The sequence below is a fragment of the Streptomyces sp. URMC 123 genome (assembly GCF_051386515.1).
Taxonomy (GTDB): Bacteria; Actinomycetota; Actinomycetes; order Streptomycetales; family Streptomycetaceae; genus Streptomyces.
The window spans coordinates 1-22,656 of record NZ_JBPQTV010000082.1; the positions used below are offsets into that span (position 1 = coordinate 1).

The following is a 22,656-nucleotide window of genomic DNA, read 5'->3' on the forward strand; positions in this document are numbered from 1 at the left end:
GGGGCGGCCGGGCGGGGCCTGAGACGTTGCAGCTGCGGGGCGTTGACCAGGTTCACGGCGAACTGGCCCGGGGTGAGGTCGTCGAGGTCGTCCCGCCCGTACGCGCCCGCGAGCGCGGGCACCAGCCCGTCCGCACCGCGCAGCCGCAGGACGTCCGGGGTCTCTCCGGACGGCCGGGGCCGCAGATGGCGGGTGAAGACGGTGGCGCCGTCGGGGTCGTCCAGCGGTGGGTAGGTCCGGTCCAGCGGTTCGCCCACGGGCGGTGCGCCCGGCCCGCCGATGCTGCGTATCGAGATGACGTCCCCTTCGTCGATGCCGAAGTGGATGCCCTGGCCCGGCTCCATGATCTGCACGGTGTCGGGGACTTCGCCGAAGAGGACGAGCAGGGTGTCCTCGGCGATCCGGTCCTGCCGCAGCACCGCCACCGGCGCCCCGTCGACAGAAGCGGCCAGCGGGAAGTCCGGCCATGTCCGGACGAGGACGGACCGGATGAGCAGTCCCGCCGCGGGTTTGCGGGCCGGGGTGCGCCGGGCCGCGACCGCCGCGCGCAAGTGCGGGTCGAGGTCGCGGTCGGCGCTGGTGTGCAGGCCGAGGTCGGCGGCGCCGGCGACGACGGCGTCCAGCCACCCCTCGTCGACGCGGAACATGCGCAGCGACTCGGCCGGCAGCATCCGCTCGTCCGGTACGAGGTGGTTGAACGGGATGCCGTGGAGCAGGGCGAGCCGGTCGAGCCAGTCGGCGAGCGAACGGGCGGTGCGGGCCGCGGTCGACGACAGCAGTTCCACCGCCCGTGCCGAGGCCAGCGCGGCGCGGCCGGCGGCCCGGTCGTGCCGTATTCGCTGCGGTGCGACCGGCGCCGGCTCGTCCGGTGTCGGGGCGGCGAGCGCTTCGGCGAGCGGGACACCGGCCGGTTCGGCGAGTTCGCGCAGTCCGCCCAGGCCCCGGCCGGCGCTCGCGCCGGGACCGGTGCCGGTGCGCGAGCGCGCCGGGTCGCCGGCGGTCGCCCGGATGGCCGCGGCCTGGTTGGCCAGGTCCCGGCGGGCGCGGGTCATCTCGGAGGCGAAGGAGGGGTCGGCCAGGGCCGCGGTGCGGCCCAGCGTCCAGGCGGCCGCGTAGCTGACGTCGAACAGGCCGTGCTCGGCCTCGTACACCAGGGCGTGGTCGGCGGTGGTGTGACCCTTCTCGGCGACCTGCCCCGGGACCTCGGGGGCGGTGACCGGAGTGGCCGGGCCCCGGTACCAGGCATAGGTGAGCTCACCGGACAGCGTGCGGTAGGGCACCGGGACGTGGCCCAGCGCGAGCCGCCCGCGGGCGTACGCCTCGGCCGCGTCCCCGTCCTGCCCGGGCGGGGGCGGGGTCAGCCGCAGGGCGAGGTTCTCCGGGTCGTCGTCGCCGGGGGCGACGAGCCCGCGCAGCAGCGCGCCGGTGTCGAGCGAGCCCTCGGGGTCGTGCTGGAAGGACCAGGCGTGCAGCGACACCAGGCGGACCGTCTCGTGCCCGGTGGGCGGGGAGGGCACCAGGTGCGGCTCGTACCCCTCCAGCGAGACCAGGTGGGCGGCGTAGCGGCCGGGGGTGCGGGGGAAGCGGTTGGCGGCGACGACCGCGTACCGGCCCTCGGTGAGTTCCTCCTCGCCGGCCCGCTGTTCGGGCCGTTGTACGTCCCGTACGTGCGCGAGGTAGTACATCTCGTCCTGCCAGGGCGCGATCGCGCGGAACACGGCGGCCGGCACGTCGATGGTGGCGCACTTGCCGGCCCGTACGTCCTGCGGCAGTGAGGAGGCGGGCAGCGTGGGCCCGATGACGCCGGGCTCGGCGGGGTCCACCAGCTCCGCCACGGTGCGTGTCACGGTGTCGCCGAGCGCGCCGGGGTCGTCCTGCAGTTCGCCCTCGCGGAAGACCAGCAGCGCGATCCACGGCGCGTGGGCGCGGGCCCGCAGGCCGGACAGCTCCCGCTCCCAGGGCAGCACGGCCCGGGTCAGGGTGATGTGCGGCAGCACGGTGTCGTAGGAGCCGGCGCTGCCCGCCGCCGGGTAGTGGGCGTGCACCGAGCCGTCGTCGAGGACGAAGCGGGCCGCCCGGATCTCGTAGCTCTGCTCGCTGACCGGCAGCGGGGGCGCCGTGTCCAGGCGGCTGCCGTCGGCGTCGTAGAGCTCGTGGGTGGCCAGCACGGTGTAGACGCCCGCGCCCGCGTGCGGGGTGAGATGGTCGTGGAAGAAGACATGGAGCTCGGGACCGTCGGTCTCCCGCACGGTGGTCACCTCCGGGTGGGTGAGTAGGGAGTGGGTGGGAAGGGCCACCGGTCAGGCCGCGTCCGTCGCCATGGGGGCGTTGACCATCGTGCGGCCGGCCAGTTCCGCGTAGGCCACCAGCGGGGAGTCGGCGTTCTCGGCGGGCTGCAGACCCAGTCGGCCCAGGGCGGCGAACACGGCGGAGCGCCGGGCGGCGGTCTCCGGTGCGGCGAGCGTGGTGGTGATCACGCCGATGGTGTCGTCCGCGACACGCGGGGCGGGGCCGGCGGGGGCGGCGTTCCGCAGCGGCGTGGCGCCGTCCGGCAGGGGTTCGAAGCCGAGGGAGCGCGAGCTCACCGGACCGAGTCCGGTGCCGAGTTCGGGCTTGGGCACCTCGAAATGCAGCCCGGTGATCAGCCCGGGAACGAGGCCGTCCTCGTGGGTCGCGTCGGCCGGGTCGGCCAGCGGACGGCCCCACAGCGAGCGGGGCAGGCCCCGGCGCTGCACGGTGATCTGCCAGTCGTTGGCCACGGGGTCGAAGTCGAGGTCGCCCTTCTGGATGCGCACCAGGTGCCGGGAGGTGACGCCCCGCTTGCGCATCGGCCGGATGTCGATGGGGTCGGCGGTGGCGTACACCTTGTCGTTGATGCGCACCTCGGAGGCGGGCAACGCCGACTCGGTGGAGAACGCGAAGCCGTCCGGGGAGGCCAGCAGCGGCGCTCCCGCCGCGCTGCGCGCTTCGCTCTCCGAGGAGTCCACGTCCAGCAGCAGGCCCTTCTCCGGCTTGGTCCGCACAGGCGCGGGCAGCTGCATCTGGAACTCGCTCCACGGCACCGGCGGGGCACCGGCCCGGGCCGAACCGAAGTCGAACGAGAACGCGACGAACCACACCTTGACGGTGACCCTGCCGCCCATCGGCGGGGTCCACAACTGCAGGTCGATACCGACCTCGATGGACACGCGAACCTTCACGAACCAGACCTTGATCGTGAAGGCGACACCGATGGAGATGCCCAGCGCCAGGTCCAGATAGAACGGCTTCCACTGGATGAGCGCGTCCAGATGCGCTGTGAACCAGGCGCTCAGCAGCCCCTTCTCGTAGCGGGCGGCGAGTGCGCCACCGAACATCACCGCGCCCGGGGTGAGTGCCGTGTAGCCGGTGGCCCGGACGGTGACCCGGCTGCACGGGTTCCACTCCAGGCCCAGGCGGGCGGGCATGGGGTAGTGCGCGGGCACCGGGAACTGCGGGTGGTAGCCGCCGAGGCTGATGACGAAGTCGCCGGCCTTGTCGCCGCCCGTCCAGACGTGCACGGCGATGCCGCCGGTGAGACGGCAGGCCGGGTCGTGGATGTACGAGCCGGGGGCGACCGCCACGTCGAGCGCGAGCAGGTGCTGGTCGGACAGGTACGCCAGCCGCAGGTCGATGTTGAGCCGGGCGTACTCCTTCGCCCCGGGGAGAGCGTTCTTCGGCAGGCTGATGGAAGTGCGCCCCAGCAGCATCAGATTGAGCCGGTTGCCGAACTCGATCAGGGCCAGAGCCTGCGTCTCGATGAACCGGAAGGAGGTGAACCGCACCCCGGCGGCCACCCAGTACGAGCCCTCCTCGGGCCGCACCCAGCCGGCCGGGCCGGCGAGCCGGTCGAGCATCTCCATCGGCTCCGGCGGCTCCGGCGCCGGAGCGCCCGGCAGGGCGGGGGCGTCGTTCAGCCGCCCGATCAGGGGGAAGTCGGGCAGCTGAGCGGCGCTGGGCGGGATCACCCGGCTGTTGAGGCCGAAGCCGCCCGACACACCGGTGACCGTGAACGGCGGCGGCCCGAACAGCGAACGCCCGCCCGCCAGCAGGGCCTCCACATACAGGAACACCGTCGCATACCCGGCCGCGGCCCGCGAGAACCCACCCGCGCCCATCACCTCGACCATCGGCGTGCTGACCCTGACCAGGCCGAGCAGCCCGCCGGCTGTCTCGTCGTCCTTGCTGCCCGACCAGCGCAGCATCGCGTCGATGGCCATCGGCGGAGCACTGCGGCGCAGCGCGAGAGCGGCTCCGGCCAGCTGGTACCGCGGCACCCTGCCCAGCTTGAGCGGGATGACGAATCCGAGGCCGTCCAGGGAGAACACCGATCCGGCGATGCGCATCTCACCGACGAAATAGATGCGCAGGTACTTCTTGTCCTTGCCCCGCTTGAGCGCCGCGATCTCCAGCGGCCCGTAGGACACCGGCAGGCCAGGGAAGGCGATCTCCTTGTCCGGCTTCGGTTCCTCGTCCTTCTCCTTGAGGTAGTGCACGCTGATGGCGGGCATCTCGCCGCCGTTGACCTTCCAGGTGAGAACGCCGGTGAGGCCCTTTTCCCAGACGTCCTGGAGCGCCACGCTGGGGCGGGGGAAGATCGATGGGGAGAGATCGTAATCGGCCAGCACCTGGTTCAGTCGATCCGTCAGCTGATTGTCCAGCGGCTCGGAGACGTACAGCATGCGCAGGAGCGGGAAGGTCAGTGCTCCCTCGGGTATCCCGTCGCCGACCAACGGCAGGGTGGAGCCGTCGAACCCGACCCGCACGCTCAGGATGAAGGCTTTCACCGCCGGGAAGCCGGCCCGGCTGACCGAGACGAACACGCCGTCGACGGGTGTCGGGCCGCCCGGCTCGTCGCCATAGCCGGGAAAGTGTCCGGTGATCAGCTTTTCCCGGGTGGTCTGACCCTCGTAAATGCGGACGTTCTCCAGGCCCGGGACGAGATCGTCCGGAAGCTCCAGGCCCCCCAACTCCACCTCGTTCAGGATTTCGCGGAGCGTCATGTACTGGCGTTCAACCGGTGTCACGGCGGTCGGTTCCCCCCTGGCCCTGCGTCGGCCGGTCTGGTGTGTGGTGGTGGTCGGTGTGCGGGCGGGGCCCGGGCGTGAGGTATGGGCGTCAGGAGGAGCCGAAGTACGGGCTGACGGCGATGCTCATCGGGCGCTGGCCGTCGCGCATCGGGACGGCCCGGACCATGTCGTATGTCTCGGTGTCCACCACTGCCACGGTGTGGGAGTGATCGTCGCTGACGTAGGCGAAGGTTCCGGCGTAGTCGAAGGCGATGGCATGCGGGGTGCCGGGGCCGCCCGAGCCACCGACCGGGATGCGGCGGCGGACGGCGTGGGTGAGCGGGTCGGCGACCAGAATGCCTTCCTTGCTGTCCCAGGGCAGGCAGTACAGGCCGTCTCCGTCAGGCGGCAAGGCCAGGACCGTGCAGCGCGGCAGCGTCTGCTGGCACACGACCGTTCCGTTCCGTACGTCGAACGTGACGACTCCGCTTCCGCCGGCATGCAGGTGGATGCCGTCGGGCGAGACGGCCACCGCGTCCACTCCGCTGCCGTCGGGAATACGGAACGCCTGGCGCATCCGCCCCGCCTGAACGTCCACCTCGACGACCACGCCCCGGCCGTCGAGGTCCGCGCCGACGTACACGTACCGGCCGTCGGGGGAGATCACCGGCCGGCTGTAGCTGCTCCATAGGGAACTTCCCATCGCCCCGTCGGCCACGGGCGGCATGCCGAGGGCGGCGAACAGGTCGCCTGCCCGCAATTCGATCCGCTGGGTTCGCTGGTCGGTGCCGGCCCTGTAGGTGTCCAGGAAGAGCCGCCCGCCCTGTCCCCGATGATTGGTGGCGCAGTACACCAGGGAACCGTCAGGACTGAAGCACACACCGCCGCCCGGCATCTCGTCGTCGCCCGGGTGCAGTTCGGCGACGACGTGACGGGTGCCGGTGTCGACGCACGACCAGTGGTCACGAGTCCACACATAGAGCAGCCGCCCGTCCGGGCTCAGCTGCAGCGTGTCGGATGAATCGTCGAAGGGCGCGATGTCCAGGGTATGGACGACTTGATCGCCGTCCAGATCGATCACGTCGACCTTCCCCGATCCGCTGTGTATGCCCGTCTGCACATAGGCGAACCCGGCCGCGAACGCCGCTGACAGCCCCGGCCAGGTGGTGTCGTCGACGGGCCGCGCGGCGTCGGTGACCGTACGGGTGGCGAGCGTTCCCCGGGTGAAGGCGTCGCCGCGGAAGAAGTGGAACGTTCCCTGGGAGGGGTGCCGGACGGCGGCGTCGATCCCGGCCGTGAACTCCGGAGCGTGCTGGGCGAGTCCGGCCCATATCCGCTCCAGCGGCGCCGTCTCCAGCACGGTCATGGCCCGCAGGTCGTAGCGGGCGCACTGATCGCCCGCGAAGAGGTACACCTCGTTCCCCGGCCCGCCCGCCAGTGCGGCGTCGATGCCCTGCTGGAACGGCTGCGGCAGGCCGGGCAACCGGGCGGCGATGGTGGTGATCTCGGCGACCTGCCCGGTCAGCGGGTTCAGCCGCAGGCACTGGGAGCCGCGGAAGACCATCGCCCAGAGGTTGTCGGTGGCCATGGCGGCGTCGAAGCCGGTGCGGAACGCGGTGGGCAGCGCGGGCCACTGGCGCTCCAGCGGCCGGGCGCCGCTCGCCATGCGGCCGGCCGCCCAGTCGAACCGGGCGACGCGGCCGCCCAGAACGGCGAAGCCGGTTTCCCGGCCGTCGGGTTCGGTGACGGTGAGGAAGGCGTCGAGGACGGGCGGGGTGGCGGGCATGGGTGGCTCCCTGGAAATGCTGGTGGCGGATCAGGCGCTCAGTAGGTGGTGTAGGCGATCCGGTAGTCGCCAGGCCTCGACACTCCCGTGCGATGGACGCTGACTGCCCGGCGGGCAGCCACGTCGATCACGGTGAGTTCTGTCCCACCGTCCAGCAGGACGTAGGCATACGTGCCGAAGTGGTTGAATTCCAGGCTGACGCCAGTGCCGAGGCCACCGTGACCACCGATCGGGATGCGCCGCAGAACGGTGTGGGTGGCCGGGTCGGCGACCAGGACGCCACCATGGTCGGCTGCGGGCAGGCACCACAGCTCGCCGCGATCAGGGGTGAACATCAGCGCGCGGCACGGCGGGAGGACACCCTGCCGTACGACGGCACCCGTATGCAGGTCGATCGCGCACGTGCCCCGTTCCTGGGCGACGTGGGCGGTCCTCGCGTCCGCGTCGATCAGTATGTCGAGGGGCGCTCCGGCGTCGGGGACATGGAAGGTCTGCCGTACCCGTCGCTCGACCAGGTCCACTTCGAGCATGCGGTACGCCTGGCCCGTGTGGAATCCGACATACGCCATGTCCCCGGCCGGCGTGAGCGCCACGGGAGGCGCGACCGGCCAGCGCGATCCGGGCATTCCACTCTTGTCCGCCGGGCCCTCGTCCTGGGACTGCGGGGGCTGAACCTCCGGGACGTCGGCTCCGATGACGCCACCGCTCCCGGCCCCGGTCTGATCGTGATCGAAAAGGTGGATCATGGCGACAGTGCCTGGGGTGAGCGGGTCGGCGATCGTGAGATTTCCGTAGGAGTCGCTGTGCTGATTCCAGGGCAGGAAGTACGCCAGGAGGCCGTCCCGGCTGAACGTCACGCGCCGGCCGGTCATATCCCCGGCACCGGCCCAGAGTTGTCTGCCTTCGGCCATATCGATGCAGGTCCACCGAGGGTATGCGCCGCCTCTGAGGAGATGGAGGTAACGGCCGTCCGGGGTGGTCGTGGGCGACCCTTCGTTGCCCATGGGCGCGCTCTCCCCGGACTCCAGGTCGAGGGCGTACGCGGCCCTGATGTCCGAGGCGGTGATCAGGTGTCCGCGGGTGAAAGCCGGCAGCAGCCCCGGCCACGCCGACCCGGTCACCGGTGCCGCGGCCTGGTCGATGGTGGCCGTGGCCAGCGCGCCCCGGGCGTACTGGCCGCCACGGAAGAGGTAGCAGTGGCCGCTTTCCGGGTCGTACGTGGCAGCTCCCAGCCCGTGGGCGAACTCCGGCGCCTTGGCGGTCAGTCCACTCCATGTCTCGGCGATCGACTTCGCCTCGACCACCGCCGGCACGCGCAAGTCGTAGCGGGCGCACTGGTCCCCACTGAACAGGTATACCTCGTTGGCGCCGGGGCCGGGCAGCGCCGCGTCGATGCCCTGCGTGAAGACGGTGGGCAGCCCGGGGAAGCGCGCGGCGATGGTGGTCAGTTCACCGATCGTGCCGTCCACCGGATGCAGCCGCAGACACTGGCTGCCACGGAACACCCACGTCCAGGGATTGTCCGCCGGTGTGGTCAGGGCGGCGTCGAAGCCCAGCCGGAACGCCTCCGGCAACTGCGGCCAGCGCTGCGCCAGCGGCACCGCGTCGACGTCGTACATCCGCCCGTCGGTCCAGTTCCAGCGGGCGACCCGCGCGCCCTGGACCGCGTGTCCGATCCGGGTCCCCTCGGCATTGGTGACCGTGAAGAACGTGTCTATCGCGTGCCCCGCCATGGGTGACTCCTCGTGTGCGACCGGCGACGAATCATCACCGGACCGAACACGCACCGTCAACGCGGCACACCCTGTGCGTCACCCCCGGGACGGCTGAAAATGGGTGTCGGTCGGGACGCGTTCGCCGCCACCGCCCTTCCCGCGGCCGGGCGGTGACGGCGAACGGCCGCGGAAACCCCTCGCTCCGGTATGCCGCAACGTTGGCCTGATCGGAGGGGCTGTTCATCGCCTGCTCTGTTCGGTCGTCAGGAACAGGCGATACCCGTTCCCGACGACCGTCATGCGGACGCCACGCGCGTACGACGCACGGGCGGACCGCCGCTGTTCGCTCCTCAGCAGGGGGCGTCGGCGCCGGTGTTGAAGTCGCCCTGCTTACGGCCGAGAGTGGTCAGTTCGGTGTCGGCGCGGGTCGTGCGGTTGCAGTCGAGGACGTCGACCAGCGGCCCGTAGCATCCGGCCGTGGCCCCGACGGCCAGGTTCGTCGGCGCGCACCACACGTCGCCGCCCTCGGCCGACTGGAAGACGATCCGCCCCTTCTCCAGGTAGACGTCGTGCCGCGTGGCGTTCTGCACGACGAGCACGGCCTGCGCGTGGCCGTTCTTGCCCACGTTCCTGGTCACGATGCAGGTCTTGAAATTCAGCCCGCCCCAGACGCCCTTGTAGGCCTGGTGCGCCACGTACTTGGGGCAGTCCCAGCTGCTGTTGGTGTCCACGGGCTTCCAGTTGACCGTGGGGCTGGCGACGGCGGGCGAGGCACACAGTGCGAGGGCGCCAGCGGCGGCCGCCGTGACCGCGGCAAGACGTCGGAACATGAGGGTCCCCCTGAGGAAGAAAGGGCCCGGGCCGGCCCCGGGCTCGATGATCATACGCATGTTCGAACACGCGATCCCGGTGTCGCGCGGATGAGGCCCCGGCGTCGCACGGATGAGGCCCGCGGCTCGGCGCAGGGGCGATCACGACAGCAGGCGCGCGTATGCGGAATCGCCCCAACAAGCCCCGAAAGGACGACACAGCGGCAAATCACCGCGTATGAGAAGCGCCCCGTGCACCATGGGCGGCGGGCCGGACCCGGGAGCCGCGAGCCGGACCGGGAGCCGGCCGTCTCGCCGTCTCGCAGCACACCAGGAGAGTTCGTGGTCGATCCGCATCGCCGGAAACTGCTGGGGCTGGCGGCCAAGGGGCTGCTCGCCGGGCTCACCGGTGCCGCCCTCGGCGGGCCCGGCAGCCGGGCCTACGCCGCCGCCGCGTCCCGCACACACTTCCGCGCCCTCGTGATCGGCTCGGGCTTCGGCGGCTCGGTCGCCGCCCTGCGCCTCGGGCAGGCGGGGGTCGACACCCTGGTCGTCGAGCGCGGCCGGGAGTGGCCCACACTCCCCGACCGGCCCGAGTTCGGCTCCTCCACCAGGATCACCAACACGATGTTCTGGTTCCGCCACACCACCCGCTGGCCCGGCATGCTGCCCCTCCCCGTCCCTCCCGCGCCCGGCGTCATGGAGGTCTCCGAGGAGCGCAACCTCGACATCGCCTGCGGGGCGGCCGTCGGCGGCGGCTCCATCGTCTACACCGGGGTGACGGTCGCCCCGCCCCGGCCCTACTTCGAGAGGCTGTACCCGGCCGGGTTGCGCTACGACGAGTTCGCCGGGCGCTGGTGCCCCCTGGTGCGGACCATGCTGCGCCCCAGCCCGATGCCCCGGGACGTCTACGACTCCGCGCCCTTCACCCACTCCCGGCTGTGGGACCGGCAACTGGCCAGAGCGCGGATGGCGACACACGCCATCGACTCGACCTTCGACTGGCGTGTCGTCCGGCAGGAACTCGCCGGCGCCGTCCCACCGTCGGCGACCATCGGCGAGTCCGACTTCGGCTGCGGCAACGGGGCCAAACGCGATCTCACCCGCACGTATCTGCCCGCCGCTCTGGCCACCGGCAACGTGCAGTTGCGCGCCCTGCACGAGGTGCGGTCCATCGGCCGCACACGCGGCGGCGCCTACTCCGTCGTCGTACGGCGGCTGGACGAGGACGGCACCGTCCTCGGCACCACCGAGTACACCTGCGACATGCTCTTCGTCGCGGCCGGCACGCTCAACACCAACCGGCTCCTCGTGGCCGCCCGGGAGGAGGGCCGCCTGCCGGACCTGCCGGACACCGTCGGCACGGGATTCGGGGACAACGGGGACCAGGTGAACCTGCGCTCCCAGCCCCTGGAACCGATCGGTCCCGTCCAGGGCGCGCCCTGCGCGTCCACCGCCTTCTTCCCCACGGAGTTCGAACTCCCCCTGCGCGTGGAGAACTGGCTGCTGTCCGGCTACGCCAGCCTTCCGGCGACCGCGACCTTCGCCATGACCGTGGACACCGACCACCGGGGCACCTTCCGGTACGACCCGTCGAGCCGCCGGGTGGTGCTGGCCGACTGGACGAGGGAGAAGTCGGCGGCCGCGGCCCGGTCCACGCTCGCCTTCAGCGCCCGCGTCATCGCGGCCAACCCGGGCAGCCTCCCGATCACGCTGAACAATCCGTACACCTTCACCGGCCACCCCGTCGGCGGATGCGTCCTGGGCCGCTCCACCGACCTGGAGGGCCGGGTCAGGGGCTGCAGGGGCCTGTACGTGGTGGACGGCTCGCTGCTGCCGGGCAACGTGGGCGGCGCCAACCCGTCCCTGACGATCGCGGCCATCGCCGAACGCGCGCTGTCCGGCATCATCGCCGCGGGTGGGTGAGGCGGGGCGCGCACCGCTGTGCCGTCCGCTGTCCGTCTCCCCGCGTGGGTCGACGGCGCGGCCGCGGCAGTTTCGGCGCGCGCCCTGAGCCTCGGGCGCTGACCGCGCCGGTGCGGTGGCCCCGGGTGGTGGGCCGGTTGTCAGGGGAGAATCTGCAGCCGCACCGCGCTCCGGGTGCCCCGCAGACCGGTGGCGAGGCAGTCCGTGGGGAGTTGCTGAGGCAGCGCGGTCACGGTCCGGCGTACGAGGTGGCCTGCACCGCGGCCCTCGGTGACCCGGCCCGACTGCAGGACGACCAGGACGCCTGCCACGCGGGCGGTGGTGCCGCCGTCGATGACGATCACCGACGTGCCGCCGTCGGCGTAGCGCACGACTTCCCTGCCGCTGGCGCCGGAGAGGGAGACACAGGACGCCGAAGGTGCGAAGGCGTCGAAGGAACTGGTGGCCGGGATGGTGCGGCCGCCGGGGCCCACGGTGCAGGTGTAGCGCACGTCGGCGTGGTTGCGGGTCTTCCGAGGCAGGAGGGTGAGCGGCGGCTCGTAGCGGCTGTGGGACGTGCCCGTGCAGTCGACGGCCCCGCGCCCCGCTGTTCCGGCTTGTCCGGCCGGTGCCCACACCAGCGACGAGACCAAGAGCGCCAGGGAGCCGAGCATCACTGTCACACCGCGCTTGCGTACCACGCGCACCTCCATGAAGTCCTGTTGCGGTTACCGGCACGTGGCTACCCGGCGGTGTGTCGATCGATCCGAAACCTTTGGAGTGCGCGCCGGCGCGCGTCTGCCGCGGCGCGCTGTCGCACACGCCTGCCCTCCCGGCGGTCCGCTTGCCGTCCGGCACACGCCGGGTAGGAAGCGCCGGACGAGTGCCGAACGAGCCTTGTCGAGCGTTCGGGCCGGAACCGATCAGGAGGAGAAGCGAGTGAGCCGCAGGAGTGCCGCCGCCACAGCCGCCACCGCCGCGAGGGTGCGCGTGTTCGCCATGATGGACACCGACGGGGACCGGGTCGTCACCCGGCACGACTACCTCTCCCGGATCGACCGGACCGTCGTGGCCACGGGGCGTACGGAGGACGACCCGCTCGTCGTCGCCGCCCGCGCGGAAGGTCTCAAGGCCTGGGGCGAGATGGACGCGGACGGTGACGGGAGGCTGACCTTCGACGAGTACGACGCCTGGGTGGGCGCCGACAAGTTCGACACCGTCTGCCGTTTCGCGCTCGGCGCGCTCTTCGACCTCGCCGACGCGGACGGGGACGGTGCCCTGGACAAGGCCGAGTTCACCGCGTTGCGCACCGCGCTGAACAACCCGCCGGAGAACGCCGCCGCCGCGTTCGACGCGCTGGACAGCGACGGCGACGGCCTGGTCGACCGCGACGCGTACCTCGGATCGATCCGCGCCTACATCGTCGGCGACAGCAGCCCGATGGGCGAGGCCTTGTACTAGGGCCCGGTGGCCGACCACCGCGGCTCAACGGGGCGTAAGGGGGTGGAGGGGGTGCCTGTGCGGGGTGACCGGCGCGTCGTCCTGGTCACGACAGCTGGCTCCGCTGATGCCGCGGGTCGTCACTGGGCGGCCAGGGGCGGCAGACCGCCAGGTCATCAACGGGATCGTCTACAAGATGCGCACCGGCATCTCGTGGCGCGGCCTGCCGGAACGCCACGGGCCCTGACAGACCCTGGTCCGGCCGTGCGGCCGGTGGCGAGCTCGGCCGCCCCTGGCGCCGCCCCGCCCCGCCGATCAGCAGCCGCAGGAGCACCCCGCCGCGGCCGCGGCCGGCTCACCCGGTATGCCGCAGCAGGCATCCTCGTCGCCGGAAGCGGCGCTCTTGCCGAGGGTGTCGACATCGGCCTTCACCACGTACACCTCCCAGGGCTCCCGACCGGGGCCGTGGACCCACACCTTGTCCTGGAGGGCGTAGCAGCAGGAGGTGTCGTTCTCCTCGAAGGTGGCCAGGCCGGCGTCCTTGAGACGGCTGGTGGCGGCGGCGACCTGCTCGGTCGAGTCCACTTCGACACCGAGGTGGTCCAGGCGGGTCTCCTCGCCAGGCTCGCCTTCGATCAGGACGAGCTTGAGCGGGGGCTCGGTGATGGCGAAGTTCGCGTAGCCCTCGCGGCGCTTGGCCGGTTCGGTGCCGAACAGCTTGGAGTAGAAGGTGATCGACGCCTCCAGGTCGGCGACACGCAGAGCGAGCTGGGCACGGGACATGAGATGCCTCCCCACTGACTGCATCGGCGGATGTCGATGCAGTACCAGCGTGGCACCTGATTAGATGGACGTCAACATAGATGAATGACAATTCAGCGGCGGGATGTCGGCGGTCACGGAGTCCGCTCGGGGGCGATCTCGGCGATCAGGCCCTCGACCAGCACCTTGATCCGGTCGCGGATCGGCCGAACGGCCTCGACGCCCTGCCCCGCCGGGTCCTCGAGCTTCCAGTCCAGGTACGCCTTGCCAGGGAAGACGGGGCAGACGTCGCCGCAGCCCATGGTGATGCAGACGTCGGACGCCTGGACGGCGTCGACGGTCAGGATCTTCGGGGTCTGGGCGGCGATGTCGATGCCGACCTCGCGCATCGCCTCGACAACGGCGGGATTGACGCTGTCGGCCGGGGCGGAGCCCGCGGACCGGACCTCGACACGGTCACCCGCCAGGCGGGTCAGCCACGCGGCGGCCATCTGGGAGCGGCCGGCGTTGTGGACGCAAACGAAGAGAACGGAGGGCTTCTCGGCGGAGGACTTCTCGGGCATCGGGATCTCTCTTGTCTCGCGGGGGAAGGCGCCGCATCAGCGCCCGCTGGCGTCAGCCACCGATGATGTGACAATATCAGCCCATGCTGACATCAGTCGATGCTGATCTGATTCGGGTGCTCGCGGACCCGCTCAGGCTGAGGATCGTGACCCTGCTCGCCCACGAAACGCTGTGCACCACGCATCTGGTCGAGGAGACGGGCGCCAGGCAGACCAATCTCTCCAACCATCTGAAGGTGCTGCGCGAGGCGGGCGTGGTGGAGACCGAGCCGTGCGGCCGGTTCACCTATTACAAGCTGAAGCCCGAGGTCATCGCCGCCCTGGCCGGGCAGTTCACCGAGCTGGCCGAGCACGCCCGTACCGCCGCCGGCCGGAAGAGGTCCTGCCCGTGACCCGCGCCGAAGCGCCCGCCGTCACGGAGGAGACCGAGGGCGCCTCGGTCGTCGCCAAGCTCTCCACGCTGGACCGTTTCCTCGCCGTGTGGATTCTCGTCGCCATGGGGCTCGGCCTGGGACTGGGGCGCCTGGTCCCCGGCCTGAACGACGCCCTGGCCGCGGTCGAGATCGGCGGTGTCTCGCTGCCGATCGCCGTCGGCCTGCTGATCATGATGTACCCGGTGCTCGCCAAGGTCCGCTACGACAGGCTCGACGCCGTCACCGGCGACAAGAAGCTGATGGTCTCCTCCCTCGTCGTCAACTGGCTCCTCGGGCCCACGGTGATGTTCGCACTCGCGTGGACCTTCCTGCCGGACCTGCCCGAGTACCGCACCGGCCTGATCATCGTCGGCCTCGCCCGCTGCATCGCCATGGTCATCATCTGGAACGACCTCGCCCGCGGCGACCGCGAGGCCGCCGCCGTCCTGGTCGCCCTGAACTCCGTCTTCCAGGTCGTCGCCTTCGGCCTGCTCGGCTGGCTCTACCTGGACCTGCTGCCCAACTGGCTCGGCCTCGGCAGCGGCGAGCACCTCGACATCTCCCTGTGGAAGATCGCTCTGAACGTGGTCGTCTTCCTCGGCGTTCCGCTGCTGGCCGGCTTTCTGACCCGCCGCCTGGGCGAGCGGAGGATGGGCCGCGCGGGCTACGAGGACGCGTTCCTGCCGAAGATCGGTCCGTGGGCGCTGTACGGGTTGCTGTTCACGATCGTGATCCTCTTCGCGCTCCAGGGGAAGACGATCACCTCCCGGCCGGCGGATGTCGCCCGGATCGCACTGCCCCTGCTCGCCTACTTCGCGATCATGTGGTTCGGCAGCTTCGCCCTCGGCAAGGCCATCGGCCTCGCCTACGACCGCACCGCGACGCTGGCCTTCACGGCGGCGGGCAACAACTTCGAGCTGGCGATCGCGGTCGCCATCGCCACCTTCGGTGTGACCTCCGGCCAGGCGCTCTCCGGCGTCGTCGGCCCCCTCATCGAGGTCCCCGTCCTGGTCGCCCTCGTCCACGTCTCCCTCGCCTGGCGGCGCAGGTTCGCCGCGGCTCGGCCGTCCCGGCTTCCCTGAGCCACTCGGTGCGGCCGGCGCGCGGGCCGCGACGCTCGACGAGCGCCGGGCGGGGGGCCGTCGGACCATGGTGGACATGGCCAGTCACACGCGAGTGGACGCGGACCCGGCGAGAACGGCCCGGCGGGCCCTGCTCTCGGCCGGGGCGTACGCGATGCCGTCGGCGGATGTGTCGGCGCGTCTCGGAACGGACGCCGACGGCTGGGCGCGGTTCGCCGCCCACTGGGACGACCTGGTGACGGACCCGTACGCGGCCACGGACGGTACCCGCCGACTGCGCCGTTACGGGACCTTCGCCCTGACGGACGCGGGGCACATCACCCCGCGTCCGCACGGTGGGTTCCTTCAGCCGGAGGCCACCAATCCGCTGTACGCGGGGGTCGAGCGCCACTTCGCGCCGCTGACCGCCGCCTTTGTCGCCGACCCCTTGTTGGCAGCCCTGATCACCCTGCTGGGCGAGGTGGCCGGCTGCCTCGACGAGCGGCCCGAGTGGACCGTGATGGTGCATCCGTTCCGGGTGGTCGCCGTCGCCGGCCAGGACGGGCGGCCGACCCCGGAGGGGCGGCACCGCGACGGCGTCACCCTGGTCTCATCGCTGCTCATCGGGCGCGAGAACGCCACCGGCGGCGAGAGCGTGGTGTACGACGCCGACGGCGCGCCGCTGCTGAGGACGACGCTCGGCGAGCCGGGCGCCCTCCTGCTGGGCGACGACCGCCGTACCCTGCACGAGGTGTCACCGATCCACCCGCTCGATCCCGCGGCGCCCGCACGCCGTGACGTGCTGGTCACCACGCTGCTGCCGCGCTGACCCCGTATCCCGCCATCGCCGGCAATCGCCATCGCCGGCAATCGCCGCCGACGGCTTGCCCCGGCCCCAGCGGCGAAGCCACCAGCGGCGCCCCTCGCCTCACCCTCCACGGCGCCTCACCCCTCCGCGGCGCCCCCCGCCTCCCAGCGCAGCAGGTCCCCCGGCTGGCACTCCAGCACCTCGCAGAGCGCGGCGAGCGTCGTGAACCGTACCGCCTTGGCGCGGCCGTTCTTGAGGACCGCCAGATTCGCGGGTGTGATTCCGACGCGTTCCGCGAGCTCGCCCACGGACATCTTCCGCTTGGCCAGCATCACGTCGATGTCGACGGCGATCGGCATCAGATGACCTCGGCCAGCTCGGCCCGCATCCGTGTCGCCTCGACGTCGCGCGCCACGGCCTGGGCGAGCAGCATCCGCAGCACGAGCACGATCAGCGCGACCCCCAGGACCGCCAGGGCGGCCCCGCCCAGCAGGAGCACCACGCCGGGTGCCACGGCCTCGCCCGGCGCCAGGACCGCGCCGAGCGCGCACACCAGGAGCGCGGCCGCGACCATCGCGCCGATCACGATGTGCACGAACCGGAAGGCGGCGTGGGAGAACACCGTCCCGCGTCGCACCATCGTCACCAGCCGCCACACGCAGACCAGGACGACCTGGACCGTCACCACGCCCAGGGCCACGATCACGACGACCGGAACGCGCCGGTCGAACTCCTGCATGTCGATGGCCAGCAGCGGCAGCAGCACCGCCTGGACGAACACCGAGCCGGCCAGCAGCGCCACGAGCACGGCGCGCAGCGCACGCACTGTCAGCTTTCCCATCGCCTCCCCTTCAATCGAGCAACGATGGAAATCTATCGATAAGCGATAGGTTAGGCAAGGGGGCGTCCGCGCACCGACGCGCCCGGCGGTTGCGGGCCGCCGACTGTCGGACGACGCTGTTGACCGACGCCCAGGGGCGGGGACCGGCCGGTCCGAGTCCGCCCCTCCCACCCCCAGCGAGCCGCTCATGGACCGCTCAGCCGTAGGCATCGTCATCGCCACGCGCAACCGCTCCGCCAACCTGAAGGTCGCCCTCCGCCAGCTGCAGGCACTTCCGGAGCGACCGGAGATCATCGTGGTCGACAACGCCTCCACCGACGACACCCGCGCCCTGGTCGCCCGGGAGTTCCCCCGGGTACGCGTGCTGGCACTGGCCGCCAACCGCGGCCCGCTCGCGCGCACTCACGGCGTGCGCGCCCTCGACACCCCCTACGTGGCCTTCAGCGACGACGACTCCTGGTGGGCGCCGGGGAGCCTGGGCACCGCCGCGGCGCTCCTCGACGGCCACCCCTCGCTCGGCCTGCTCTCCGCCCGCGTCCTCGTGGGCCGTGACGAGACCCCCGATCCCCTCAACGACGTCCTCGCCGCCTCCCCACTCGGCCCGGCCGACGGGCTGCCCGGCGTCCAGGTGCTCGGCTTCGTGGCCTGCGCCGCGGTGGTCCGCCGCACCGCGTACCTCGACGCGGGCGGCTTTCACCCTCTGCTGTTCATCGGCGGCGAGGAGACGGTGCTCGCGTACGACCTCGCCGCGCGCGGCTGGGGCGTCACCCACTGCCCGGAGGTGGTGGCCCACCACCATCCGGCGGCCGGCCCGCGCGCCGGCCGCCCCGCCGTCGTACGCCGTAACGCGCTGCTCACCGCCTGGCTGCGCCGCCCGGTGCCGTACGCGCTCGCCCGCACCCGCGACCTGGCCCTCGACGCCTGCCGCGACGCCGCGGCCCGCCGCGGCCTGCGCGACGCCCTCGCGCGCCTGCCCGCCGCGTGGGGCGCCCGCCGCCCTCTGCCTCCGCACGTGGAGCGTGCCGCCCGCCTGGTGGAGAAGGCCGCCGGGGGCCCGGCGTGACCGTGGCCTTCCGCGACGCCGCCCCGGCCCCGAGGCCGACCCGAGCCGGCCGCGGTGACGGCTGTGGCTGCGGCTGCGGTGACGGCCGTTGCGGCTGTTGCGACTGCGGCTGAGGTCGCTGCTGAGGCCGCTGCTGCTGCGCCAGTCGCGTGCATCTGCCAGGCCGTTCCGTACGACGGCACGACGGCCGGGTATGACGGCAGCATGGCCGGAATCGAACTCAAGAGCAGCGCTTTCCACGACGGCTCCTTCATCCCGCGCCGCTACGCGCGGGAGGGGGAGGACGTCTCCCCCGACCTGACGTGGGCGGGCGTGCCCGAGGGCGCCGCCGAACTCGTCCTCCTGTGCGAGGACCCGGACGCTCCGACGGGGACCTTCGTCCACTGGCTCGTCACCGGGATCGACCCCACGAGCGGCGGGGTGGCGGCCGGGCAGGTGCCCACCGGCGGCCGGGAGCGGCGCAACGGCTATGGGGAGCCCGGGTGGGGAGGGCCCCATCCGCCGGCCGGTGACCAGGCGCACCGGTACTTCTTCCGTCTCTACGCGCTCCCCGAGCCGGTCTCCCTGCCGGACGGCGCGTCCGCTGACGACGTACACGCGGCCGTGGACAAGGAGCAGTTGGGCAGCGGCCACCTCATGGGGCTCTACCACCGCTGAGGGGACGTCCGCATCCGGCGGCGGGGCGGCGGCAATGCCTCGAAGGAGTGATCCGTTCCGTTCGAGCGAACGCCAACCGCCGGTACCCGTGCGCCCCTTGGCCTTCGCCGCATCATGGAACACGCGTTCGACGCGAGCCGCGGTCGCACCCGTGACGGGCCCCTCCGCGGGGCCGTTGTTGGAGCACCCGTACCCCTCGTGCACTCGTCCGGAGGATGCCGTGATTCCTGTGCCCGCTCCCGTACAGCCACCTGCCGCAATCGAACATCTCCGGCCCGACGGTCCCCCGCGCGAGCCGGCCGGGCGCGGTGTTGACGCCGCCGTGCGCCGCTCGGTGCGTCCCGCCGCCGGGTGGTCGGCATGACCGATACGACTCGGGGTGCGAAACGTCGGGGCGTGAAGCGCCAGGGAGAGCCTCAGGGTGTGGAGCCCCAGGGGGTGGAGCCGCCGAACGAGGGCCCGGCGGCGTCGGAGCCGTCCGCGTCCGAAAGGTTGCTCTTCGGTGGCGAACTCGCCTATGACCTGGGCTGGAACCAGCACCATGGGGCGTGGTTGAAGCTGAGCCTGCGGTCCATGGCCGCCGGGCTCCCCCAGCAGGTGGCCATCGCGGTGCGGCTGGCCCGCCGGGCCGACCGCCGGACCCTGCACACCGTGGCCGGCAGCGAGATCGGACGGGGCGTCACCCAGGCGATCTCGCTGGTGGCGGTGAACGCGGTGCTCGTCGAGCTCCTCGCGCGGGGAAGCACCGCCGAGCGGCTGCGGGCCGCCCTGCCGTCGCTCGTGGTCATCGCCGCGCTGGCGGTGGTCGGCTCGGTGCTCAAGTCCGCCTCCTCGGCCGCCACCGGCATCCTGGAACCGAAGGTGCAGCGCGTGGCCACCGAGCGGTATCTGAGGCTCGTGGCGCGGGTGGAGCTGGAGGCGATCGAGGACGACGCCTTCCACAAGTTGATGGACTCGGCCCAGTGGGGCGCGGAGTCCGCCCGGCGCATGATCGGTCATTGCACGGCCGTGGTCACCTCGGCGATCTCGCTCGTCGCCGCCGCGGGCGTGCTCACCGTGCTGCATCCGCTGCTGCTGCCGCTGCTGATGGCCATGGCGCTGCCCAACGCGTGGAGTTCGCTGACGATGGCGCGGCACCGGTACACGAGCTGGCACCGGTTCGTCCAGCACGCCCGGGCGGCGCAGCTGCTGAGCCGGCTGCTGATCGACCAGCAGGCCGCCGGCGAGGTGCGCGTCCACGACGTGGGGCCGTTCCTGCTGGAGCACTTCCGCGGGATGGCGGAGACGAGCGAGCGGGAGCAGACCCGGCTCGCGCGGATCGGTGCCCGTACCGGCCTGGTCGCCGACGCGGCCCGGGGCGTGGCCACCGTCGCCACGTACGCGGTGCTCGGGCTGCTGCTGGCCGGCGGGGAGATGGCGCTGGCGGTCGGCGGTACGGCCGTGCTGGCGATCCGCACCGGCTCGGCCAGCATCACCGACCTCGTCCTGCGGATCACCGATGTGCAGGAGGAGTCGCTGTTCGTCGCCGATCTCGAAACGCTGTGCGAGGAGGCGGAGCGGCGGGCCATTCCCGCGACGGGTCTCGATCTGCCGGAGCACCCCGAGGAGATCCGCTTCGAGAACGTCACCTTCACCTATCCGGGCGCGGACAAGCCGTCCCTGCGCGGTGTCGACCTCGTCATCCCCCGGGGCAGGACGGTCGCCCTGGTGGGCCGGAACGGGTCGGGCAAGACCACGGTCACCAGGCTGTTGTGCGCCCTGTACGCGCCGGACAGCGGCCGGGTGATGTGGGGCGACGTGGACGCGGCGACGGCCCGGCGGTCCGAGATCTTCGACCGGATCGCGATGGTCGCCCAGAACTTCCACCGCTGGCCCTTCACGGCGCGGGTGAACATCGGCATCGGGCGGCCGTCCGCGCCGATCGACGACGGCGCCGTGGACGCCGCCGCCGCGTACGCCGGGGCCGACGAGGTCATCGATGACCTCCCTCGGGGCAAGGACACCCTGCTGGCGCGCGGCTACCGCGGGGGCCAGGAGATCTCCGGCGGCCAGTGGCAGAAGATCGGGCTCGCCCGCGCCCGCTACCGGGAGGGCCGGGTGCTGATCGTCGACGAGCCGACCAGCGCCCTCGACCCCGTGGCCGAGCAGCGGGTCTTCGACCAGATCCACCGCCTCGCCGGGAGCGGCCAGACCACCGTGCTCATCACCCACCGCCTCCACAGCGTCCGCCACGCGGATCTCATCTACGTCCTGGAGGACGGCCGGGTGGTCGAGCACGGCACGTTCGAGCAACTCATGGACCCCGCGACGGGTACGGGGGCCTTCCGGGAGGCGTACGAGCTGCAGGCCCGCCAGTTCCGGACTCCCACGATCCCCGGCCAGAGCGGCGCCGGCACCACCCGGGCGGCCGCGGACGCCCGGGTGGCCACGGAAGCCCAGGTGGCCCGGGGCGCGGGAGCGCAGTAAGGCCGAATGAGGCGGCGCCTGCTCCGTCGGACCGGATGAGCGGCGGCTGCTCGGTCCACCGGCCGACCCGGTCACGGCTCCCCCGCCCGGTGCGTGAACGCACCGGGCGGGGCACCTCGTACGTTCGCGCGCCGGCCGGGTTCGCTTTCCCCAACCGCGTGTCAGAATCCGGCGCATGGCCGTTCGTTACCCGCGCCCCCTGCGTCCTGGTGATCGCGTCGGTGTCACCTCTCCTTCGAGCGGAGTCCCGACGGCGCTGCGCGGGCGCCTCGACGTGGCGGTGCGCGAGGTGGAGGGGCGGGGGTACGAGGTGGTCCTCGGCCGCTGCATGGACGGGGCCGGTCATGTCAGCGCTCCCGCGACCGACCGCGCGGACGAGCTGATGTCGATGCTGACGGACCCCGCGATCAGGGCCGTGGTGCCGCCATGGGGCGGGGAGACCGCCATCGACCTGCTGCCGCTGCTGGACTGGGACCGGCTGCGTGATGCCGAGCCGACCTGGTTCGTCGGGTTCTCCGACATCTCGACCGTCATCACGCCGCTGACCCTCCTCACGGGGACGGCCACCGTGCACGGCAACAACCTCATGGACACGCCCTACCGGGTGCCGGAGGGGCTGATGTCCTGGCTCGACGTGGCCGCCGCCCCGCGCGGGCACCGGTTCGCGCAGGTGCCGCCGAACCGCCATCGAGCGGCGGGATGGGACGACTATCGCACCCACCCCGAGGTACGCGCGTACGCGCTCGACACCCCCGGCAGATGGACCAGGTTGGACGGCGACGGGGACGTGGAGGTCGAGGGGCGCCTGATCGGGGGGTGCGTCGAGGTGCTGTGCAACCTCACGGGCACGGCCTATCTCGACGTCGCGGCCTTCGCCCGAGCCGAGGCTCCCGAGGGGCTCCTCGTGTACGTCGAGGCGGCCGACAGCGACGCCTTCACCATCTGCAGGAACCTGCACGGCATGAGGCTGGCCGGCTTCTTCGACGCGGCGAACGCGGTCCTCGTCGGGCGGACGTCCGCGCCCGACGCCGCCTCCCTCACCCAGCACCAGGCCGTGCTCGACGCTCTCGGGCCCTTGAACGTGCCGATCATCGCCGACGTCGAATGCGGGCACGTCCCGCCGTACCTGACCATCGTCAACGGTGCGCGCGGCCGCGTCGTGCACACCTCGGCGCACAGCGAACTGACGCAGACGCTGGCCTGACCGCCCGGCCCGGACACCGTACGCGTCGCCTCCGCTCCCCGGCGCGAGGGCTTCCCGGCGCGAGGGCCGTACGGCGGCTCCGGTGCTGTCGGTGGGGACGGTTGTACGGGGGGCGCCTCGCCGTCACGGCTCGCAG

Annotated in this window: 20 protein-coding genes; 10 read left to right on the forward strand and 10 right to left on the reverse strand. The window is 72.2% G+C overall.

From position 1 onward, the window contains the following. From ACSNOD_RS12660 to ACSNOD_RS12680, 5 genes are all read right to left on the reverse strand, one after another. Window positions 1–2,249 (reverse strand): hypothetical protein (locus tag ACSNOD_RS12660; protein WP_436766973.1); only part of this gene is annotated, 2,249 nt, incomplete at its 3' end. A gap of 51 nt (window positions 2,250–2,300) precedes the next feature. After that, window positions 2,301–5,045, reverse strand: coding sequence for a DUF6603 domain-containing protein (locus tag ACSNOD_RS12665; protein WP_436766974.1), 2,745 nt, complete (start codon window positions 5,043–5,045; stop codon window positions 2,301–2,303). Between the two features lie 91 nt (window positions 5,046–5,136). Then, the gene (locus tag ACSNOD_RS12670; protein WP_436766975.1) at window positions 5,137–6,813 is read right to left on the reverse strand and encodes a hypothetical protein; all 1,677 of its coding nucleotides are present in this window, start codon (window positions 6,811–6,813) and stop codon (window positions 5,137–5,139) included. 38 nt (window positions 6,814–6,851) lie between these two features. Continuing rightward, window positions 6,852–8,546: a hypothetical protein gene (locus tag ACSNOD_RS12675; protein WP_436766976.1), complete on the reverse strand. Its 1,695-nt coding sequence runs from the start codon at window positions 8,544–8,546 to the stop codon at window positions 6,852–6,854. Between the two features lie 332 nt (window positions 8,547–8,878). Beyond that, window positions 8,879–9,358, reverse strand: a complete 480-nt coding sequence (locus ACSNOD_RS12680) for a hypothetical protein (RefSeq protein ID WP_436766977.1) — start codon at window positions 9,356–9,358, stop codon at window positions 8,879–8,881. A gap of 321 nt (window positions 9,359–9,679) precedes the next feature. Between ACSNOD_RS12680 and ACSNOD_RS12685 the strand changes: the two genes are divergently transcribed. Next, window positions 9,680–11,263 (forward strand): GMC oxidoreductase, encoded by a 1,584-nt coding sequence (locus ACSNOD_RS12685; protein WP_436766978.1) that lies wholly within the window; start codon window positions 9,680–9,682, stop codon window positions 11,261–11,263. Window positions 11,264–11,403: 140 nt separating this feature from the next. On the opposite strand, the gene ACSNOD_RS12690 is transcribed toward ACSNOD_RS12685, so the two are convergent. Then, complete coding sequence (locus ACSNOD_RS12690; RefSeq protein ID WP_436766979.1) at window positions 11,404–11,943, reverse strand: hypothetical protein; 540 nt, start codon at window positions 11,941–11,943, stop codon at window positions 11,404–11,406. A 238-nt stretch (window positions 11,944–12,181) separates the two neighbouring features. On the opposite strand from ACSNOD_RS12690, the gene ACSNOD_RS12695 reads away from it, so the two are divergent. Together ACSNOD_RS12695 and ACSNOD_RS12700 are read left to right on the forward strand one after the other, a co-directional pair. Further along, on the forward strand, window positions 12,182–12,703 hold the full coding sequence (locus ACSNOD_RS12695; protein WP_436766980.1) for an EF-hand domain-containing protein: 522 nt from the start codon (window positions 12,182–12,184) through the stop codon (window positions 12,701–12,703). A 64-nt stretch (window positions 12,704–12,767) separates the two neighbouring features. Further along, window positions 12,768–12,929, forward strand: a complete 162-nt coding sequence (locus tag ACSNOD_RS12700) for a transposase (protein ID WP_436766981.1) — start codon at window positions 12,768–12,770, stop codon at window positions 12,927–12,929. Window positions 12,930–12,997: 68 nt separating this feature from the next. On the opposite strand, the gene ACSNOD_RS12705 is transcribed toward ACSNOD_RS12700, so the two are convergent. Next, the gene (locus ACSNOD_RS12705; protein ID WP_436766982.1) at window positions 12,998–13,465 is read right to left on the reverse strand and encodes an ArsI/CadI family heavy metal resistance metalloenzyme; all 468 of its coding nucleotides are present in this window, start codon (window positions 13,463–13,465) and stop codon (window positions 12,998–13,000) included. Between the two features lie 113 nt (window positions 13,466–13,578). Further along, window positions 13,579–14,007 (reverse strand): arsenate reductase ArsC, encoded by a 429-nt coding sequence (locus ACSNOD_RS12710; RefSeq protein ID WP_436766983.1) that lies wholly within the window; start codon window positions 14,005–14,007, stop codon window positions 13,579–13,581. 83 nt (window positions 14,008–14,090) lie between these two features. Between ACSNOD_RS12710 and ACSNOD_RS12715 the strand changes: the two genes are divergently transcribed. The 3 genes from ACSNOD_RS12715 to ACSNOD_RS12725 all read left to right on the forward strand — a co-directional run bounded on the left by ACSNOD_RS12715 (window position 14,091) and on the right by ACSNOD_RS12725 (window position 16,310). Next, a complete protein-coding gene (locus ACSNOD_RS12715) occupies window positions 14,091–14,399 on the forward strand; it encodes an ArsR/SmtB family transcription factor (protein ID WP_436766984.1) in 309 nt (102 codons plus the stop codon). Continuing rightward, a complete protein-coding gene (gene arsB, locus ACSNOD_RS12720; protein WP_436766985.1) occupies window positions 14,396–15,502 on the forward strand; it encodes an ACR3 family arsenite efflux transporter in 1,107 nt (368 codons plus the stop codon). The genes ACSNOD_RS12715 and arsB overlap by 4 nt, the downstream gene beginning before the upstream one ends. Before the next feature lie 76 nt (window positions 15,503–15,578). Next, window positions 15,579–16,310 carry a 2OG-Fe dioxygenase family protein gene (locus ACSNOD_RS12725; protein WP_436766986.1) on the forward strand — a complete coding sequence of 244 codons (732 nt, stop codon included), beginning with the start codon at window positions 15,579–15,581 and terminating at the stop codon, window positions 16,308–16,310. A gap of 116 nt (window positions 16,311–16,426) precedes the next feature. On the opposite strand, the gene ACSNOD_RS12730 is transcribed toward ACSNOD_RS12725, so the two are convergent. Together ACSNOD_RS12730 and ACSNOD_RS12735 are read right to left on the reverse strand one after the other, a co-directional pair. After that, window positions 16,427–16,648, reverse strand: a complete 222-nt coding sequence (locus ACSNOD_RS12730; protein ID WP_436766987.1) for a helix-turn-helix domain-containing protein — start codon at window positions 16,646–16,648, stop codon at window positions 16,427–16,429. Next, complete coding sequence (locus tag ACSNOD_RS12735) at window positions 16,648–17,130, reverse strand: DUF2975 domain-containing protein (RefSeq protein WP_436766988.1); 483 nt, start codon at window positions 17,128–17,130, stop codon at window positions 16,648–16,650. The genes ACSNOD_RS12730 and ACSNOD_RS12735 overlap by 1 nt, the downstream gene beginning before the upstream one ends. Window positions 17,131–17,317: 187 nt before the next feature. On the opposite strand from ACSNOD_RS12735, the gene ACSNOD_RS12740 reads away from it, so the two are divergent. From ACSNOD_RS12740 to ACSNOD_RS12755, 4 genes are all read left to right on the forward strand, one after another. Next, window positions 17,318–18,193: a glycosyltransferase family 2 protein gene (locus ACSNOD_RS12740; RefSeq protein WP_436766989.1), complete on the forward strand. Its 876-nt coding sequence runs from the start codon at window positions 17,318–17,320 to the stop codon at window positions 18,191–18,193. 204 nt (window positions 18,194–18,397) lie between these two features. After that, on the forward strand, window positions 18,398–18,850 hold the full coding sequence (locus ACSNOD_RS12745; protein ID WP_436766990.1) for a YbhB/YbcL family Raf kinase inhibitor-like protein: 453 nt from the start codon (window positions 18,398–18,400) through the stop codon (window positions 18,848–18,850). A 423-nt stretch (window positions 18,851–19,273) separates the two neighbouring features. Continuing rightward, complete coding sequence (locus tag ACSNOD_RS12750) at window positions 19,274–21,316, forward strand: ABC transporter ATP-binding protein (RefSeq protein WP_436766991.1); 2,043 nt, start codon at window positions 19,274–19,276, stop codon at window positions 21,314–21,316. Between the two features lie 175 nt (window positions 21,317–21,491). Further along, complete coding sequence (locus tag ACSNOD_RS12755; protein ID WP_436766992.1) at window positions 21,492–22,520, forward strand: S66 family peptidase; 1,029 nt, start codon at window positions 21,492–21,494, stop codon at window positions 22,518–22,520. The last annotated feature ends 136 nt before the right edge of the window (window positions 22,521–22,656 follow it).

Coding starts and splice junctions, on each gene's coding strand:
- ACSNOD_RS12670 (WP_436766975.1), bottom strand. CDS start 6,813: ATGCCCGCCACCCCGCCCGTCCTCGACGCCTTCCTCACCGTCACCGAA.
- ACSNOD_RS12675 (WP_436766976.1), bottom strand. CDS start 8,546: ATGGCGGGGCACGCGATAGACACGTTCTTCACGGTCACCAATGCCGAG.
- ACSNOD_RS12680 (WP_436766977.1), bottom strand. CDS start 9,358: ATGTTCCGACGTCTTGCCGCGGTCACGGCGGCCGCCGCTGGCGCCCTC.
- ACSNOD_RS12705 (WP_436766982.1), bottom strand. CDS start 13,465: ATGTCCCGTGCCCAGCTCGCTCTGCGTGTCGCCGACCTGGAGGCGTCG.
- ACSNOD_RS12710 (WP_436766983.1), bottom strand. CDS start 14,007: ATGCCCGAGAAGTCCTCCGCCGAGAAGCCCTCCGTTCTCTTCGTTTGC.
- ACSNOD_RS12715 (WP_436766984.1), top strand. CDS start 14,091: ATGCTGACATCAGTCGATGCTGATCTGATTCGGGTGCTCGCGGACCCG.
- ACSNOD_RS12725 (WP_436766986.1), top strand. CDS start 15,579: ATGGCCAGTCACACGCGAGTGGACGCGGACCCGGCGAGAACGGCCCGG.
- ACSNOD_RS12730 (WP_436766987.1), bottom strand. CDS start 16,648: ATGCCGATCGCCGTCGACATCGACGTGATGCTGGCCAAGCGGAAGATG.
- ACSNOD_RS12735 (WP_436766988.1), bottom strand. CDS start 17,130: ATGGGAAAGCTGACAGTGCGTGCGCTGCGCGCCGTGCTCGTGGCGCTG.
- ACSNOD_RS12740 (WP_436766989.1), top strand. CDS start 17,318: ATGGACCGCTCAGCCGTAGGCATCGTCATCGCCACGCGCAACCGCTCC.
- ACSNOD_RS12745 (WP_436766990.1), top strand. CDS start 18,398: ATGGCCGGAATCGAACTCAAGAGCAGCGCTTTCCACGACGGCTCCTTC.
- ACSNOD_RS12755 (WP_436766992.1), top strand. CDS start 21,492: ATGGCCGTTCGTTACCCGCGCCCCCTGCGTCCTGGTGATCGCGTCGGT.